The sequence below is a fragment of the Bifidobacterium sp. W8110 genome (assembly GCF_016101375.1).
GTDB classification, from domain to species: domain Bacteria; phylum Actinomycetota; class Actinomycetes; order Actinomycetales; family Bifidobacteriaceae; genus Bombiscardovia; species Bombiscardovia asteroides.
Map to the genome: position 1 here is coordinate 290,686 of NZ_JACFQO010000002.1, position 17,492 is coordinate 308,177.

Annotated in this window: 14 protein-coding genes; all 14 read left to right on the forward strand. The window is 63.1% G+C overall.

The window, feature by feature from the left end:
• Positions 1–23: 23 nt before the first annotated feature.
• The 14 genes from H3T88_RS04385 (at position 24) to H3T88_RS04450 (ending at position 17,455) form a co-directional block, all read left to right on the forward strand.
• Positions 24–881 (forward strand): alpha/beta fold hydrolase, encoded by an 858-nt coding sequence (locus H3T88_RS04385; RefSeq protein ID WP_198203685.1) that lies wholly within the window; start codon positions 24–26, stop codon positions 879–881.
• Positions 878–1,915: an NAD(+) diphosphatase gene (nudC, locus tag H3T88_RS04390; RefSeq protein WP_198203686.1), complete on the forward strand. Its 1,038-nt coding sequence runs from the start codon at positions 878–880 to the stop codon at positions 1,913–1,915. The genes H3T88_RS04385 and nudC overlap by 4 nt, the downstream gene beginning before the upstream one ends.
• A gap of 87 nt (positions 1,916–2,002) precedes the next feature.
• Positions 2,003–3,601: a L,D-transpeptidase family protein gene (locus H3T88_RS04395; RefSeq protein ID WP_198203687.1), complete on the forward strand. Its 1,599-nt coding sequence runs from the start codon at positions 2,003–2,005 to the stop codon at positions 3,599–3,601.
• 39 nt (positions 3,602–3,640) lie between these two features.
• On the forward strand, positions 3,641–4,054 hold the full coding sequence (gcvH, locus tag H3T88_RS04400; RefSeq protein ID WP_045935082.1) for a glycine cleavage system protein GcvH: 414 nt from the start codon (positions 3,641–3,643) through the stop codon (positions 4,052–4,054).
• A gap of 10 nt (positions 4,055–4,064) precedes the next feature.
• On the forward strand, positions 4,065–5,255 hold the full coding sequence (locus H3T88_RS04405) for an App1 family protein (RefSeq protein WP_198203688.1): 1,191 nt from the start codon (positions 4,065–4,067) through the stop codon (positions 5,253–5,255).
• A gap of 7 nt (positions 5,256–5,262) precedes the next feature.
• Positions 5,263–7,686 (forward strand): S9 family peptidase, encoded by a 2,424-nt coding sequence (locus H3T88_RS04410; protein ID WP_198203689.1) that lies wholly within the window; start codon positions 5,263–5,265, stop codon positions 7,684–7,686.
• 66 nt (positions 7,687–7,752) lie between these two features.
• Complete coding sequence (locus H3T88_RS04415; RefSeq protein WP_110416870.1) at positions 7,753–8,796, forward strand: 3-isopropylmalate dehydrogenase; 1,044 nt, start codon at positions 7,753–7,755, stop codon at positions 8,794–8,796.
• 30 nt (positions 8,797–8,826) lie between these two features.
• A complete protein-coding gene (locus H3T88_RS08710; protein ID WP_232347137.1) occupies positions 8,827–9,750 on the forward strand; it encodes a TM2 domain-containing protein in 924 nt (307 codons plus the stop codon).
• Complete coding sequence (locus H3T88_RS04425) at positions 9,732–10,979, forward strand: lipoate--protein ligase family protein (RefSeq protein ID WP_198203690.1); 1,248 nt, start codon at positions 9,732–9,734, stop codon at positions 10,977–10,979. The genes H3T88_RS08710 and H3T88_RS04425 overlap by 19 nt, the downstream gene beginning before the upstream one ends.
• 124 nt (positions 10,980–11,103) lie before the next feature.
• On the forward strand, positions 11,104–11,823 hold the full coding sequence (locus H3T88_RS04430) for a Crp/Fnr family transcriptional regulator (protein WP_015021428.1): 720 nt from the start codon (positions 11,104–11,106) through the stop codon (positions 11,821–11,823).
• A gap of 41 nt (positions 11,824–11,864) precedes the next feature.
• Positions 11,865–14,090, forward strand: a complete 2,226-nt coding sequence (locus H3T88_RS04435; RefSeq protein WP_110416872.1) for a transglycosylase domain-containing protein — start codon at positions 11,865–11,867, stop codon at positions 14,088–14,090.
• Positions 14,091–14,239: 149 nt separating this feature from the next.
• Positions 14,240–15,601 carry an NADH:flavin oxidoreductase/NADH oxidase gene (locus H3T88_RS04440; RefSeq protein WP_198203691.1) on the forward strand — a complete coding sequence of 454 codons (1,362 nt, stop codon included), beginning with the start codon at positions 14,240–14,242 and terminating at the stop codon, positions 15,599–15,601.
• A gap of 47 nt (positions 15,602–15,648) precedes the next feature.
• Positions 15,649–16,353, forward strand: a complete 705-nt coding sequence (locus H3T88_RS04445) for a polyprenol monophosphomannose synthase (RefSeq protein ID WP_232347138.1) — start codon at positions 15,649–15,651, stop codon at positions 16,351–16,353.
• 220 nt (positions 16,354–16,573) lie between these two features.
• Positions 16,574–17,455, forward strand: coding sequence for a DeoR/GlpR family DNA-binding transcription regulator (locus H3T88_RS04450; protein WP_332461012.1), 882 nt, complete (start codon positions 16,574–16,576; stop codon positions 17,453–17,455).
• Positions 17,456–17,492 lie beyond the last annotated feature (37 nt).

Here is a 17,492-nt window from a genome sequence, read left to right on the forward strand (position 1 = left end):
GCCGCGAATTCTTGGAGGCGGGCATGACCATTGCCAATACCGTATACCGTCATGGGGAGGGGCTGCCGCTGGTCCTGGTCCATGCTTTTCCTGTGGATCACCGCATGTGGGATCGGTGCGCGGCCTCGCTGATTGACCAGGCTGATCGCGCGGGCATGACCCCCTTCCCTGTCTATGCTCCGGATATGCCCGGAGCAGGCGATTGCCCCCTGCCCGAGCCGGCTTCCTGCGGTCCTGCAGATTCTGACGGTGCCCTGCCTGGTGCGCTGGATGCCATGGCTCGAGCCTTTGTGGACATGATCGTCGCCACGGGTGCGCAGAAGGCCATTTGGGTCGGGCTTTCCATGGGAGGCTACCTGGTCGAAGCCATAGCCAGGCTTTACCCGCGGATGGTGGCCGGGCTGGCCCTGTGCGACACCACCATGATGGCTGACCGACCGGCATCCCGGGCCAACCGCCTGAAAATCGCCCGAACCTGCGAGGAGGAAGGGAGGCTTGATCCGGTCATGCACTTTGCCAGACCCCAGGAGGGTGATTCCACGGTCAAGCGTTCACCCGCCTTCGTGCAGACCATGACCGAATGGATACAGTCCCAGGATCCCAGGGGCATTGCCTGGCGGGAGCGGATGGCTGCAGGCCGTCCGGATCAGAGCGATCTGGCCGGCCGCATCATGGTGCCCGTGGCCCTGGTCAGCGGCCGCTGCGACCCATCCAGCCCCCCAAGCACCATGGAGCCGCTGGCCCAGACCATGCGTCAGGCCGGAACCGACGTTACTTTTGCCGCCATCGATGACTGCGGCCACTTCAGCGCCGTCGAGCATCCGGATCAGGTGGCCGCGGCCCTGCTGGACCTGGTCGGTCGCGTGGGGAGGCAGTCATGAGCGATCCCGATACGGTCTTCTCCCCGCTGGCGCTTACCGGGCCTCTGCCCTTCCTTCCCCTGGCCCAGGGGGATGTGGACTACGATACGACGTCTCGGCAGCAGCCCGGGCTGATTGACCATCTGCTGGACCAGGACGGCACGGGGGTCATCCTGGTGCGGGGCGAGAAGGTGGCCGTGCCCAGAGGCAAGGGGGCCTTGGCTGGTCGCACTGGGGCCAGCATCCGTATGGCCACCTTGCCCGCTGCATACTTGCGAGGTCCTCTGGCAGGCTCGACAGACCAGTCTGAGCCGCCCTGCTACTACCTGGGGACGGTCGACCGACAGGCCTGGCTGGCCATGGATCTGGATCTTGCCTGCGCCGGTCGGGCTGCCCAGGATCCCCTTCGTGACCTGGCTCAGGCCGCTGATCAGCGCTTTGACTGGCTTGCCCTGCGTGAGTATGCCCCTCATGGTCGTCCGCGTCAGGTAGGCCTGGCGACTTGCGCGGTCGCCCTGTCACGATGGCATGGACGCCAGGCCTTCTGCCCCCGCTGTGGCGCACCGGTCCATCCCTGTCAGGCCGGATGGGCCCAGATCTGCCAAGGGGTTGCATCGGGGGACAGACACACGCTCTTTCCCCGCATTGAGCCCGCAGTGATCATGGCCGTGGTGGACGGCCGCGATCGGCTTCTGCTCCAGCACAACCAGAAGTGGCCTCCTGGCTTTCGTTCGGTCACTGCTGGATTCGTGGAGGCTGGCGAGAATCTGGAGCATGCAGTCCGGCGGGAGACCTTGGAAGAGGTGGGCCTGAACCTGGGGGAGATGCGGTACCTGGGCTCACAGCCCTGGCCTTTCCCCTCCTCTCTGATGGTGGCCTTCAGAGCCAGATCCCTGAATACGGACATCCGGGTGGATGGTCAGGAGACTGATGATGCCAACTGGTTCACACGGGAGGAATTCGGGACCGCTCTGGCTGCTGGCCGGTTGCACATACCTCAGGCGGCCAGTGTGGCCAGGTACATGATTGAGCAGTGGTACGGCAGCGAGCTCTGATTCATCGGGGTGGCGCCGCGACCCCGGACCTGGTCTCGTCGTAAGATATTTCAAGGAATTGACAGCAGCGAAAGGTGTGTTGTGGCTATGGAGGAGCAAGAAGAGCCTCGTATCTCTGATGTCGACCAGGCTGAAACAGTGACCTTGCCGCCGACGATGGGCAACGGGCCCGATCCTGTGGACCTGTTCGCTGACGGAGAAGCAGAGCGGGCTTTCGGCGCAGGTGCCAGCCACAAGGCTCCTTCGAGCGGTCATCGGGGACGTACCATCCTGGCTCTGCTCCTTTTGGTTGTGCTGATTCTGGTGGGTTGCTGGTTCGGCGCCCGTGCCTTCTTCCGCGATCGGGTGGCCCCCGGTGTAACCCTGGGAGGACAGGTCATGATGGGTCGGACCAAGGATCAGGTCAGCCAGATCGTCGATCGGCAGGTACGTGACTCCCAGGTGGAGATCAAGGGTGAAGGCACATCCGCCCGGGCGGGGCTGAAGGACCTGGGTGTAAGCGTGGATTCGGATGCCACGGTCACCAGGATCATGGATGCCAAGGGCTCCGCAGGCATCTCCCGGCTGAACCCTTTCCACGGCGAGGCTGTGCCGCTGGTGGCCGAGCGGGATCAGCAGGCCATGGACAAGTATCTGACTGAACGTTTCGTCCCCAGTCAGGACCGATCCGTTCCCTCGACCATCGTCTTCGACCAAGGCGCACATGCTTTCCGGGCCCAGGAGGGTCGCGGCGGCAAGGCGCCTGAGCTGGATCGCGTGCAGGATGCCGTCTCCTCCTTGATAGACAAGCCTGGCAGGCGTCTGGCCGTAGGGGTGGTCTACAAGGACGTGACCATGCCCATCAGCCTGGACACCGCCGATAAAGTGGCCTCTCAAGCCAACCAGCGACTGGCCAAGGACTTGGTCATCAAGGGTGCCGACGATGACCTTATGACGGTCCCGGCCGCCACCGTGGCCACCTGGGTCAAGCCAGTCACCGATCTGCAAAAGGGGACCATGGAGCTAGGCTTCGATCGGCAAGCCATCAAGCAGTATCTGGATCAGGAGCTGGCCCGACAGCTGAACCGGGATATGGTCACCGCCGTCAACGTCAAGAACACCAAGGGCGATGTGGTGGCCGAGACCACCAAGGGAGTGGACGGTGTCCGGGTCACGGATGTGTCCGCAACGACAGATCTGGTCGTCAAAGCCCTGCAAGAGGGCGACACGAGCCCGGTCCAGGTGAAAGCCGAGATTACGCCCCACAAGGAGCAGACACGGGTGGCCCGCTACGACGTGCCCGACGGCGACACCTGGATTCGGGTCAACCTCAGTGACCAGACTGCCACCGCCTACCACGGCACCACCCCGGTCAAGACCTTCCCCATATGCTCAGGCAAGCCCCGTGACGACAGATGGTCCGACACCGGCACCTTCTTCATCTATCTTCGCCACACGGTCCAGACCATGCGCGGGGATGGCTACGTCTTGCCCAATATCACATGGGTCTCCTACTACAACGGCGATGAGGGCTTCCACACGGCCAATTGGAACTCTGTCGGCATTGCCAAGGGAGACCCCAGCAACTACGGATCCCACGGCTGCATCAACATGTATGAGCAGGACGCCAAGTGGATCTTTGACAACGCCCCGGTCGGGACCATGGTCAAGGTTGAGGGGCAGGTTCCGTCGGGTCCGGCCCGCTAGGAGCGCCTGCCGCGGCAGACGGCCGAGTAGGCTGGAACCATGAGCGATGAACACAGTGATGGAACTTCCCGTCTGGATGTGCCCGAACACCTGCGGTATTCCCAGGATCATGTCTGGATTGACCCCAGTCAGTCCCCGGCGCCCATGGGCGTGACCGAGTATGCGGCGGACCAGCTGGGAGACCTGGTTTTTCTGGACCTGCCCGAGACCGGCACCCACGTCGATGCCGGGGATGAGGTCATCGAGTTGGAGTCCTCCAAGGCTGTCGAGCCGGTGGTCTGCCCGGTGGCGGGTACCATCGCCTACGTCAATAGGGCGGCCTCGGACGACCCGGAGGTCATCAACTCCGACCCCTATGGGGAAGGCTGGATAGCCAAGATCGACCTGGAGGACGATGAGCCCGATTTGATGAGCGCCGAGGAGTACGGTCAGCTGCTGAAGAGCCTGAACTGACGGTCCGGTTATGACCAAGCGATCCGGACGCAATGAAGGATCTCTGCGGGTCCGGTCGGTCAGCACGACTTTCGATTCAGCCGCGCCCGGGGAGGGCATCGAGAGCAGACCGGCTCCGGTGCGTCTGCTACGGCGTCTGATTACCGGTGCCTTCGACTTGTGGGTGGGCCTGTCCATCAATATGACCGGGCGCCTGGGCTGGTCGGCCGACGTTCAACCCTATGTGGGCTACGGTACCGAGTCATACTCCCGGCTGATTTGCCGTACCATTCTGACTGACGGCCGCAGACGCGAGGATCCGGCAATGCGTGGCATCCGCGGCCTGCTGACTGTACCTGCGCCCAGAACCAGGGTCAGGCTGGCCATCGACAGCACGGCCATCGGGAGGGTTCAGGTAGGCGATTCCTCGGTCTACGATGCCGTCGATCCAAGCCGCAGCCTGAGTGCGGATGCGGTCTTTTCCGACCGATCAGGCTACCTGGATCTGGTGGCCGAGCATCGGCTGACCCCAGGCGTGCACCGGGTCTCCTACCAGGTGCGGAGCCGCCGGCCAGTGGACGCGCCTTTATACATCGTGCCCGGTCAGACTCCTGTCGGCGTCATATCCGACGTGGACGACACCATCATGATCAGCCAGGTGCCCAATCATTGGAAGGCTGCCTGGAACCTGCTCCTGTCAGACCCGCACCGCCGGTCTTCGGTGCCGGGCATGGCCGTGCTTTACAACCGCATCCGCGATCTGGACCCCCGGATGCCTTTCTTCTACCTGTCGGCCTCTCCTTGGAATGTGGAGGGATCCATACGCGGCTTCATCCATGACCACGGATTTCCGGCCGGCCCCCTGCTGCTACGGGATCTGGATCCCCGGCCCAAGACCTTCGTGCCTTCCATCGTGCAGCACAAGATGGAGTTCATCCACCAGCTCATGGCCGACTTTCCCAAGATGCGCTTCGTGCTCATGGGCGACGACGGGCAGAGCGACCCCTCCACCTTCGCCCAGGTGGTACGGCAATATCCGGGCCGGGTTCTGGCAATCGGAATCCGTCAGCTGAGCCCCCAGGAGACCGGGCTGGGAACCTTGGTCAAACGCACTGCCACCCAGCCGATGCCAGTGACGGAGGTGCCGGTCTTTTACGGGACCACAGGTGCCAATTTGATGCGAACCCTGCTGCCTTACCTGCGTCGTTGTGCCCGAATATAATCGCCCCATGAGTTTTTCGGCCGTCAATCCCGTTCCTCCACGTGCACAACGCCGTCCCTCTGATCGATGCTTCCATGGGGATCACTTCGAGGATCCATACGAGTGGATGCGCAACCGGGAGGATCCGGCCACCAAGGCCTATGTGCGTGATCAGAACCGATACTGCCAGGAACGGCTTGCCGGTCAGGAGGGTTTGCGGGCCACCCTGCTCAAGGAGTTCACCGACCGGGTACAGCAGACCGACATGTCGGTGCCCACCCGGATGCACGGCTACTGGTACTTTTCCCGGACGCTCAAGGGCCAGGAGTATGGGGTGCAGTGCCGCCTGCCGGTGCGCGACCAGGATGATTGGGATCCCCCCGCCGTCCAGGCTGATGCGGCGCCTGGATCCATGCCGGGTGAGGAGGTCATCTTCGATGCCAACGCCGAGGCCAAGGGGCATGACTTTTTCTCCCTGGGGTGCCTGGACCTGAGCGTCGACGGCCGGTGGATGCTCTATGGACTGGACACCAAGGGCAATGAACGCTACGACCTGCGCATCCGGGATTTGGCCGAGAGCCGAGACCTGCCTGATCGGATCGACCAGGTCTCCTCCGGGGCAGTGCTGACTCCCGACGGCCACTGGGTCTTCTACACCGGCCTGGACAAGGCCTGGCGTCCGGACACGGTCTGGAGGCATAAGGTGGGCACTTCGGCCGATCAGGATGTCATGGTCTACCAGGAGGCCGATGAGCGCTTCTGGGTGGGGCTGGGCCTGAGTTACGACGAATCCGCCATGCTGATTGCCACCGGGTCCAAGACCACCAGCGAGGTGCTCATGCTGGACCTGAAGGATCCGCAGGGGGAGTTTGTACCCTTGATCCCCCGCAAGGAGGGGGTCGAGTACGACATCAGCCTGGCCCGGTTTGAAAATGCAGGTCCGGCGGGACAGGACCTGCCGGTGGCCGTGGTCTACCACAATGTGAACAACCCCAACTTCGAGGTGGACCTGATCGATCTGCGTAGCCACCATCCGCCATTTCAGCTGGGAGAAGGGGTGCGGCTGGCCCAGGGCAGTCCATATGGCTGCGAGCGCTCCGGAGACCTGTCCTCCCTGCCGCCCGAGAAGCCCTATCAGGACCCGGGCAATCCGGCCATCCTCCAGGGCGCTCGCGGACTGGGCATCGAGGGGCTGGGCATCCACCGCAGCTTCGTGGTCCTGACCTACCGGGCCGACAGTCTGCCCCACATGGCCGTCATCGGCAAGGACCAGGCGTTGGAGGATCTGCGGGCGGGCCGGCCCTGGCGCTTCCGTGAGGTCCTGCCCGACCAGGGCAGGAACGGCATTGATCGTCTCTACAGCATCGGCCCCACGGACAACCCCTCCTACCAGGCTCCCGGACTGCGCTACATCCGGGGCAGCTATGGAACCCCGGCTGAGTTGCGGGAGCTGGATCCGGTCCGGGGTGTGGATCGGCTGCTTAAGCGGGCTCGGGTTTTAGGCGACTTTAAACCTGAGCATTACGCGGAGCGTCGGATTCTGGTCCGCGTCAGGGATGGGGCCCTGGTACCGGTCTCGCTGGTCTGGCGGCGGGGGATGCATCCTGGGCTGGATGCCTCTGGCAGGACCGGGCCCGATGACACGATCATCCAGGCCCCAGACCATCCCGAACGCCGTCCCTGGCCGGAACAGGATCCGGACAGGCCCGCACCCATGTTCATCACCGGGTACGGAGCCTACGAGATCAGCCAGGACCCCGGCTTCTCCACCGGTCGGCTCAGCCTGTTGGACCGGGGCGTGCTCTACGTGGTCCCCCATGTGCGCGGCGGTGGGGAGATGGGCCGCGCCTGGTACGAGCAGGGCCGTCGGCTGCACAAGGTCAACACTTTCCTGGACTTTATCGACGTGACTGCCGCACTGCAGGCCCAGGGCTGGGCGGATCCCCGTCATACGGTGGCCAACGGCGGGTCGGCCGGCGGGCTGTTGATGGGTGCCGTGGCCAATATGGCTCCCCAGCTCTATGCCGGCATAGAGGCGGATGTGCCCTTCGTGGACGCGCTGACCAGCATCCTGGATCCGGACCTGCCGCTGACCGTGACCGAATGGGACGAGTGGGGAGACCCCCTGCATGACCAGCAGGTCTACCGGTATATGCGCTCCTACTCGCCCTACGAGAACGTTCCTGACGCTGATCGTCGGTGCCGGCTCTTCGGCAGCGACCACTTCCCTGCCATCCTGGTGACCACATCCATGAACGACACCCGCGTGCTCTACGTTGAGCCGCTCAAGTGGGTGGCCAGGCTGCAGGAGCCCCAGATGGGGGCCGATGCGCTGATCAGAATCGAGGTCCAGGCAGGCCACGGGGGCATCAGCGGCCGTTACCGGCAGTGGGAGGAGCTGGCCTTCGAGAACGCCTGGTGCCTGTCCATCATGGTCCCCGAAAGCCGCTGATTCGGTCCTGTCCGGGATTCGGTCGGGGTCGGGAAGGGGGCTTGGCTGGCTCGTTATGCTCGTGGTATGACAAATAGCAAGCAGAAAACATATCACATTGCGGTCATTGCCGGTGACGGCATCGGCAAGGAGATTGTTCCCCAGGCTCAGGCCGTCCTGGAGAAGGTTACCCGAGGCAAGGCTGACATACGATACGAGGACTTCGACCTGGGCGCTGAGCGCTACCTGCGTGATGGAGCCGTTCTGCCCGACGAGGATCTGGACCGGCTCAAGCAGCAGGATGCCATCCTTCTTGGGGCCATCGGCGATCCACGCATCAAGGCCGGCATCCTGGAGCGGGGACTGCTGCTCAAAATGCGTTTCGAGCTGGACCAGTATGTCAATCTACGGCCTTCCAAGCTCTACAAGGGCGTGGTGTCGCCACTGGCCAATCCGGGTGACATCGACTTCGTGGTCGTGCGGGAGGGCACCGAGGGGCTCTATGCCGGGGCCGGCGGCTCCATTCGTCGGGGCACTCCCCAAGAGGTGGCCACCGAGGTCTCCATCAACACGGCTTACGGGGCGGAACGGGTCATCCGCTATGCCTTCCAGCTGGCCATGAAGCGTCGCCGTCGCCTGACCCTGGTCCATAAGAAGAACGTGCTGACCAATGCGGGAGACATGTGGCAGCGACTGGTCGACCAGGTGGGCCAGGAGTATCCCGACGTGGAGCGCGAGTACCTGCATATCGATGCCTCCACCATATTCCTTGTGACCGAGCCCAGCCGTTTCGATGTGATCGTGACCGACAACCTCTTCGGTGACATCCTCACGGATGAAGCGGGGGCTGTGGTCGGAGGCGTGGGATACTCGGCCTCCGGCTGCATCAACGCCTCGGGCACCTACCCATCCATGTTCGAACCCATCCACGGCTCCGCTCCTGATATAGCCGGCAAGGGGATAGCAAACCCCACGGCGGCCATTCTCTCGGCGGGGATGCTCCTGGATCATCTGGGCTTCGAGGATGAGGCAGCCAGCATCGAACGGGCCGTGGAGGACGACATCGAGCGCTCCGGCTCCACCCAAAGAAGCACCGCGCAGATCGGTAGGGATATTCTGGCCCGTCTGTGATCGGAACGGATGGAGGCTAGACTGGAGGCTATGACTATGGATGATGCCCCTCAGCCGGACGACCGGCAGTCCAGCAATACGCCGACAGGGAATCCTGGTTTCGGGCCATCCCCATCCCCGCAGGTACCGCCCGCGCATCGGGATCCTGCCGGTGGGGATGCTCCTGTCGGAGCAGCTGACGGTCAACGGCAGGCTCCGGGCTGTCCTGCTGGTCATGATGCCGGCGTCAGGAATCAGAATCCGTATCCCGCCGGTCAGTATTCCCAAGGCGGATATCCTACGGGGCAGAGGGCCAATGCCGGATACCCGTTCGTCCCTCAGAACGGCGGCCAATATCCTGGAGCCGATCAGGCAGGGCCTTATCGGCCTAATCAGTACCCGACCGCCGGGTATCCAGCCGGTCAACAATATCCCGCTCAGTATTCCGGCGGACAATATGCAGGCGGTCAGAATCCCCAAAGGCCCTATCAGCCGGGACCGGGCTACCCCGGCCAATACCCATCCGGCCAGTATCCGTCTGGCCAATACCCACCGAGCGGGTACCCGGGCAATCAATACCCATCCGGCCAGTATCCCGGCAATCAGTATCCCGGAGGGCAGTATCCGCCGCAGACCTCCATGCCCTGGCCCTACCCGGTCATGCCCCAGGGCGGGTACCCCGGAGCCATGCCAAACGGCAGAGGCCCCTATCCCATATCACCCATCCCGCACAGCAAGCTGGCAGCCGGTCTGCTCAGCATCTTCCTGGGCTGCTTCGGCGTGGGCAACTTCTACCTGGGTAGGACCGGCCGTGGCGTGGCTCAGCTCATGCTCACCCTGATCGGCTTCCCCTTCTTCTTCATCGGGCCGACCATAGCCGTGATCTGGGGGCTGATCGAAGGCATCCTGATTCTGACATCTTCAACCGGTTCCTTCTGGCATCGTGATGCTCGCGGATGGGAGCTGACGGATTGAATCCGGCCCGCCTGCGCGGTGTCGGCAAGCAGATGGGCGGCAAACTGGCGGCCGTAACCCTGACCCTGGGCCAAGGGTCCGACTCCCGTCCGGCCATTGCCTCCTGCAGGGTTGACGGCGATTTCTTCACGGAGCCAGCCCCGACAGCTTCTCAGGAGCCAGAGGGAGATCATGGGGCAGTATCCCGACTGGAATCCGCAATCTGCGACCTTCCGTTGCCCCTGGATCCTGATCTGGCCCTGGAAAGGCTGGACAGGGTCATGGCGGAGGGGGATGGCCAGCGGGTAGTCGGTGTGTCCCCATGGACCCTGGTGACCGCGCTGGAACGTGCCCTGCCGGCTGAGATGGTCATCCAAAGACAAGGGGAGTCCGATCAACCGTCGTCAGCGCCTGACCGGACATTTTCCAGGCAGTCGCAGCCGGACGAGGTCGAATGCCTCCGACGTTGGTCTGGCCTCAAGCTGGACCTGATCAGGGACGGTCCACGTCAGCCGGTCATGCAGATGGCCATGGACCAGGCTCTCAATGACGCTGTGGCCCAGGGCCGGTTGCCGCCTACCCTGCGCATCTGGAATTGGTCTGCACCGGCTGTGATTCTGGGGCGTTTCCAGTCCCTGAGCCGAGAGGTCCACGTCGAGCGGGCACGCAGTCTGGGCTTTACTCTGGTTCGCCGCTGCACCGGCGGTGGCACCATGGTCATTCAGCCGGACCGGGCCATTACCTATTCCCTCTATCTGCCCTTGGACTTCGTCAAAGGAGCCGACCTGATCGACTCCTATCGGATCTGCGACTATTGGCTGGTCCGTGGTTTGCGTATGCAAGGGATTCAGGCCGGTTGGCAGGGCATGAATGACATCGCCTCCCCACGGGGCAAGATGGGGGGCGCCGCCCAGCGCAGACTGCCTTCAGGAGCTCGCGGACCGGGCGGGCTGCTCCACCACACCACGCTTTCCTATTCGGTGGATGCCGAGCTGATGGCCCAGGTGCTCAAGGTGGCCCCGGAGAAGTTCCATGACAAGGCCGTGACCTCGGTCAGAAGCCGGGTGGACCCCATCGACAGGCAGACCAGTCTGTCCCGTCAATCCCTGATCGATGCCCTTCTGGACACTCTGCCCTCCCTGGTGGAGGACCTGCGCATATCCAGTCCAGCGCCCGAGGTCGAGCAGCGGGCCCGAACCCTGGTTCGGCAGCGCTACGGCCGCGGGGGGTGGACCGCCCAGATCGCCTGACCGGGAAAGGGGGTTGGTGTATGTGGGTATAATCGTGCTCAGTCGCGTCGAACCCGGCGTGAGGTCATCAACCATGCGTGAGTCGGTGCAGACCCGCCAGACATGGCGAAAAGGAGTGCGGAGTATGGCGGTTCACAAGCCCAATGAGATTCCCGATGACGGGAACGCCCTCAGGCAGACCGCCCTATTCAAACAAGTGCCCAGGCAGGACGCCGACCAGCTTTTGGACACCATGCACGAGACCACATACGCCAAGGGGTCCACGGTCTTTCGACAGGGGGATACCGACCACCGCATGTATCTGTTGGAGGAGGGACGGGTCAAGCTGGTCCGCCAGTCGCCCGACCGCCGCATCCAGCTGCTCAGCATCCACGGGCGCGGGGAGATCCTGGGCGAGATCCCCGTTTTTGACCCCTCCGGTGGGCCGCGTACAGCCTCGGCCGTGGTCATGGTCAACAAGACCAAGGTGGCGGCTCTGGACCACGATACCCTCTTCGACTGGCTCAACCAGCATCCCAAGGTGGCTGTGGACATGCTTCAGGTGCTGGCCCACCGTCTGCGGACCGACAACGAGCGCATCTCCGACCTGGTCTTCCTGGATGTGCCGGCCCGCCTGGCCAAGACCCTGCTGGATCTGGCCACACGCTTCGGCGAACCCTTCGAGCAGGGGCTGATGGTCCCTTACGATCTGACTCAGGAGGAGCTGGCCCAGCTGGTCGGCGCCTCACGGGAGACCGTCAACAAGGCCCTGATGGACTTCTCAAACCGGGGATGGATCTCTCGCAAGGGCCGCACCATCATCATCTTCCAGCCTGGACCGCTGATTCGACGCTCGCGCATGTGAACGCCGCTACCCGGTAGAGCCGACGGCCTAGGATGGAGACCATGCCCGAACAAAAGAAATCCATGTCGGTCAGGCGCTTCTTCACGCTGCTGCTGGCTTACCTCATCTTCTGCGTCGCAGGTGGCGTGGTCGTCTCTGGTTTCCTGTCTCCCGCTGTCTTCGGCATCAACGCCGCCTCCAGGAATCTGATGCCTGCCCTGAAGACGGACAATATCGATTTCAACGTCAACGATCTGCCCCAGCAGTCCCGCCTCTACGCCTCCGACGGGCATACGGTCATCGCCACCTTCTATGTGCAGAACAGGATCGTGGTGCCCATCAAGGACGTTTCCGACTACATGCAGAAAGCCGTGGTGGCCCGCGAGGACCGTCGTTTCTTCGAGCATGCCGGCGTGGACACCCAGGGTGTGCTCAGGGCCTTCATCCAGACCTACATCAAGCAGGGCGACACCCAGGGCGGCTCCTCCCTGACCCAGCAGTATGTCAAGAACGTGCTCATGAGCCAGGCCGAGGAGAACAACGACCCCATCGCCGCGTATCATGCTCAGGAGGAGACCATAGCCCGCAAGATGCGGGAGATGCTGATTGCGGTGCAGATGGAGAAGAAGTACTCCAAGGCCGAGATTCTTCAAGGATATTTGAATATCGCCCAGTTCGGCACGAACGTCTACGGGGTTGAATCGGCAGCCAGGCGCTACTTCAGCAAGTCGGCCAAGGATCTTGACCCGGGCGAGGCCGCCACCATCGCCGCTGTGACCAAGAATCCCGCCCGCTTCGACCCCACAGTCAATCTCAAGGCCTCCCAGGAGCAGCGGGACATCGTCCTGGATCTGATGAGGCAGGAAAACTACATCAGCCAGCGCCAGTATGACGAGTACAAGGCCAAGCCGCTGGATCAGATGCTGCATGTGCAGTCCGCGGACGCCGGCTGCCAGGCGGCTGGGGACGCGGCTTTCTTTTGTGACTACGTGACCAAGCAAATCCTCAACTCCAAGGAGTTCGGCAAGAGCCAGGGGGAGCGCAACAAGCTCCTCAAGGAGGGTGGTCTGGATATCTACACCACAATGGATGTCAACGCCAACGCCGCAGCCATGAAGGCGGCCCGGGACACCATCCCCGTGGATGATCCGACCGGGTTCGAGGTCACGATGGCGGCCATTCGCCCGGGCACAGGCGAGGTCCTGGGCTTCGGCATCAACCGCATTTACGACGCCACCCAGAACTCCGGCGGCGGCACCCGCACGGCAATCAATTATGCAGTGGATCAGCAGGACGGCGGCGGCTGGGGGTTCCCCGTGGGCTCCTCCTGGAAGCCTATCAATCTGGTGGCCTGGATGAAGGCCGGCAAATCCATCAACCAGCCCTTGCGCACATCCACCAACTACCCACAGGCCACATTCGCCTGCACTGAGACTGACGGCACCTCTTACGGGTTCGGCACTGGCAACTGGCATGTGGAGAATGCAAGCGGCGGCACCGTCTCGCCGGAGACCCCCCTGCAGGGCCTGATCCGCTCGCACAACACCGTCCAGGCCTCCATGGCCCAGCAGATCGGCCTGTGCAGCATAGCGGACACGGCCAAGGAAATGGGCTACCACAATTCACCCAAGGACCAGATGGATATCCACTCGGACAACACCTTCCAGCCGCCTATGGTCATCGGAGCGGTCCAGGCTTCCCCACTGACCATGGCCAATGTCTTCGCCACCATCGCCGCCAAGGGCGTGGCCTGCAGCCCCATCGCCATGACCAAGGTGGTCGACAAGAACAATCGGTCCATCAAGGTGCCCAAGGCCAACTGTCATCAGGCCATCGACCCGGGCATCGCCGAGACCACCGCCTATGCCATGAACCAGGGCGTGGTCCAGCCCGGAGGCGTGGCGTCCGTGGCCCAGCTGGACGGGGGCCGTAAGACCTTCGCCAAGACGGGCACCCATGAGGACAAGTACATGCTGACCGGCGGATTCGTCCCCCAGGTGGCCGCCTTCGTCACCGTGGGCAATGCGGAAGGTCAGGTCTCCTTCAACAACAAGACCATCAACGGACGGTCCTTCCACATCTGGGACGGCGTATCCATCGCCGCCCCGGCCTGGAAGGACTTCATGAACACCTACCTGGCCGCAGCCAATATCCAGCCGGACAACTCCTACGGCAATCCCGATCCCCGCTTCACAGGTGGGGTCCAGCAGTCTCAGCCATCTCAGCAGTCCCGGCAACAGTCCTCGGGCGGACAGCAGCAGACCTATAGTCACAGCCAAAGGGAGTAACAAGGCAACCAGGAGACCGGTCCGGACCGATTCCAGACTGTGGATTCGCCGGAGGACCAGGGCCTGTGCCTACAATGGAGGCCATTAGGGATTCGTCAACGGGCGGACCACGTGGGGTTGCGGCCGCCCGCCGGGAGAGGCAGGAACTGATGGTCCAGGAATATTCAGAGCTGGATGACAAGGCCCCTCGGGCCGACGGCCGGGTCAACGACGATCAGGCAATGCCGGGGCCGGTCAGCGGTTCTGGCAGGTTGGATGTGTCCAAACCGATCTGGTCCGCTGGGACCGATCAGGCCGACGGAAAGAAGAAAGCCGGCAATGCCGCCAAGCCGATCAAATCATCCAAGAGGGGCAAGAAGGGCAAAAGAGCCAAAAAGTCCAGGTTGTCAAAATCGGGAAAAAGGCGGGAGACGGCCCTGCCTGCACTCTTCCAGCCCATGGAACTTCGCGACCAGCATATCCGCAACAGGATCTGGATGCCCCCCATGGACACCTATTCGGCCCTGCGGCACGACGGGATTCCTACCAACTTCCACTATCAGCACTATGTGTCTCGGGCCTTGGGCGGCTTCGGAGTCGTCATCGGGGAGGCCACGGCCGTCAATCCCCAGGGACGTATCTCACCCTGTGATGTGGGACTGTGGAACGACGAGCAGGCCAGGGCCTGGCAGGGCATCGTTCGGGATGTCAAGGCCGCCGGGGCAGTGCCCATCGTCCAGCTCAACCACTCGGGGCGCAAGGGTTCCTCCGGATGCTCCTCCATGGGCTACATCAATGCCACCGTGCCTGTGGCCGAGGGCGGCTGGCAACCTGTGGGCCCCAGCCCCATCGCCTTTGGGAGGATGGCTGTGCCGGTCCAGCTCTCCCGGGCTCAGATAACCTCCATTGTGGCTGACTTCCGTTCCGCTGCCATGCGAGCCGTTCGGGCCGGCTTCCTGGGAGTGGAGCTGCATGCCGCCCATGGCTACCTGCTCTCAGAATTCCTCGATCCCCTGGTCAACCGACGCGACGATGAATACGGTGGCGATCTGTCCGGCAGGATGCACCTGCTGATCCAGGTGACCGATGCCGTGCGCGAGGTCATTCCCTCGGGCATGCCCCTGCTGGTGCGCATGTCCGCCACCGACTGGGCCACCGGCGGGTGGGGTCTGGACGAGACCATCCACACTGCCAAGGTGCTCAAGCTGCACGGGGTGGACCTGATCGACGTCTCCACCGGGGGCCTGCTGCCCGGCGTGAAGATTCCCGCCGCTCCCAACTATCAGGTGCCCTTCTCCTACCAGGTGCGCAGCCAGGCGCTGATTCCCACTACGGCGGTGGGGCTGATCACCAAGCCCAGGCAGGCCGACCGGATTGTGCGCAAGGGTCTGGCCGATGCGGTGGAGATCGGGAGAGCCAGCCTGCGTGACCCCTACTGGCCGCTCAGGGCCGCCTACAAACTGGGGCTGTCCGCTCAGCAGACCCCCTACCCTGAGCCGTACCGGCGCGGGGCCTACGGCATCGCACGCTGAGAGCGGCCATGGACGTTGTTGGTGGGGGAGCAGGGACCATTGTGGTCATGCCTACGTATCAAGAGGCTGACAATATCGGGGTGACCCTTCCACAGCTGTTGGCCTGCTGCCCGGAAGTCGATGTCCTGGTCGTCGACGACAACTCGCCGGACGGCACCGGCGCCAAGGCCGAGGATATGGCCAGGAGCAATCCTCGCGTGCATGTCATCCATCGCCATGCCCGCCGTGGGCTGGGTCCAGCCTACGTGCAGGGGTTCCGTTGGTCGCTGGAGCATGGCTATGACCTGATCTGCGAGATGGACATGGACGGCTCCCATCGGCCCCAGGATCTGGCCAGGATGCTGGCGGTGGCCCAAGGTGAGGCGCATCCGGGTCTGGTCATCGGTTCGCGCCGGGTGCGCGGAGGCCGCACAAAGCATTGGCCCTGGTATCGGAACCTGATCTCGCGTGCGGGATCCTGGTATGCCCGCACCGTATTGGGATCCTCAGTAAGGGACATGACTGCCGGCCTGCGGGTCTATCGAGCGGACGTGCTGAGGCGGATCGATCTGGGAAGGGTCCGATCCAGCGGCTACGTCTTCCAGGTGGATATGCTGCGTCGGGTCCAGGCCATGGGCGTTAGCGTAGTCGAAGTGCCTATAGTCTTCGTGGAGCGAGTTCGTGGTAGCTCGAAGATGGATGCTGGGATCGTTCTGGAGGCCATGGCGCAAGTGACTCTGTGGGGACTTGAACGGTTGATTCGTCGAAACTGACATTGCATCCCCTTTGTGTTCGTTTTTATGAGCGACCCCAAAGGTCCTTATTGGGATTTTACAGAACAAATTACGCCTTGGTGATTGGATTTCCGTAGGAGCTCCGGCAGGCTTCAGGTGTATGGAAGAATGGTCCAAGCATGGCAGGGATGTCGATTTTTCCGCCCCGCTTTGGAACAGCGACCACTGTCCGATGGCCGGCTTGCCAATTTGGGCGAATGTGTGCGATAATGTTCGAATGATATCGTCACAACGCCAACACCTGATATTGAACCGGTTGCGTACTCGTGGCGCAGTCCGCATTACCGCCCTTTCCAAGGAGCTGGGCGTCTCCGCCATGACCATCCGCCGTGACATTGCCGACCTGGCGGACAAGGGCCTGCTCAAGAGAGTCCATGGAGGGGCCGTCACGACGAGCTCGCTACTGGCCGAGCCGCTCTTCTCGGTCAAGTCACAGATGGACATGGGTCTCAAGGACACCATCGCCCGGCGCGCCATCGACTATGTCTCCCCGGGCGACGTCATCGCCATCGGGGGCGGGACCACGGCCTACGTCTTCGCCCAGCACCTTCTGGAGAGCCGTCAGTGCGCCGGCGTGACCCTGCTGACCAATTCCATCCCCGTGGCCGAGCTGGTCCAGGCCATGGAGAGCAAGGACGTGGAGGTCATCGTCACCGGCGGCGTCATCACCCGGTCCAACTCCCTGGTCGGCCCCATTGCGGATAAGGTCATCGCCTCCCTGAGGGTCAATACGGTCTTTCTGGGGACCCACTCGGTCTCCATACCGCGTGGCTTCCTGATGCCCAACTCCCTGGAGGCGGCCACGGATATGGCGCTGATGGACATTGCCGACCGGACCATCATCCTGACCGACCATACCAAGTGGAGCTGCACCTCCCTGTCCCTGTTTGCCTCATTCGACCAGGTGGACACCGTCATCACCGACGACCAGCTGGACCAGGAGTCGGCGGAGGCCACCCGGTCCCTGGTCAAGCGGCTGGTTTTGGTGCCGGTCAACCCCGAGGAAGGCCAGGCTCAAGACGGGGACTCCGACGGACCCGAAGCCAAGGCGGGTGCCGGGGAAGCGGTCCAGGCTCAATGATCAGCCAGTTGTTCAAGGGTGCGCAGGTTGTCATAGC

Excerpts from the sequence above, each read along its gene's own strand:
- H3T88_RS04385 (WP_198203685.1), top strand. The coding sequence starts at position 24 with ATGACCATTGCCAATACCGTATACCGTCATGGGGAGGGGCTGCCGCTG.
- nudC (WP_198203686.1), top strand. The coding sequence starts at position 878 with ATGAGCGATCCCGATACGGTCTTCTCCCCGCTGGCGCTTACCGGGCCT.
- H3T88_RS04395 (WP_198203687.1), top strand. The coding sequence starts at position 2,003 with ATGGAGGAGCAAGAAGAGCCTCGTATCTCTGATGTCGACCAGGCTGAA.
- gcvH (WP_045935082.1), top strand. The coding sequence starts at position 3,641 with ATGAGCGATGAACACAGTGATGGAACTTCCCGTCTGGATGTGCCCGAA.
- H3T88_RS04405 (WP_198203688.1), top strand. The coding sequence starts at position 4,065 with ATGACCAAGCGATCCGGACGCAATGAAGGATCTCTGCGGGTCCGGTCG.
- H3T88_RS04410 (WP_198203689.1), top strand. The coding sequence starts at position 5,263 with ATGAGTTTTTCGGCCGTCAATCCCGTTCCTCCACGTGCACAACGCCGT.
- H3T88_RS04415 (WP_110416870.1), top strand. The coding sequence starts at position 7,753 with ATGACAAATAGCAAGCAGAAAACATATCACATTGCGGTCATTGCCGGT.
- H3T88_RS08710 (WP_232347137.1), top strand. The coding sequence starts at position 8,827 with ATGACTATGGATGATGCCCCTCAGCCGGACGACCGGCAGTCCAGCAAT.
- H3T88_RS04425 (WP_198203690.1), top strand. The coding sequence starts at position 9,732 with ATGGGAGCTGACGGATTGAATCCGGCCCGCCTGCGCGGTGTCGGCAAG.
- H3T88_RS04430 (WP_015021428.1), top strand. The coding sequence starts at position 11,104 with ATGGCGGTTCACAAGCCCAATGAGATTCCCGATGACGGGAACGCCCTC.
- H3T88_RS04435 (WP_110416872.1), top strand. The coding sequence starts at position 11,865 with ATGCCCGAACAAAAGAAATCCATGTCGGTCAGGCGCTTCTTCACGCTG.
- H3T88_RS04440 (WP_198203691.1), top strand. The coding sequence starts at position 14,240 with ATGGTCCAGGAATATTCAGAGCTGGATGACAAGGCCCCTCGGGCCGAC.
- H3T88_RS04445 (WP_232347138.1), top strand. The coding sequence starts at position 15,649 with ATGCCTACGTATCAAGAGGCTGACAATATCGGGGTGACCCTTCCACAG.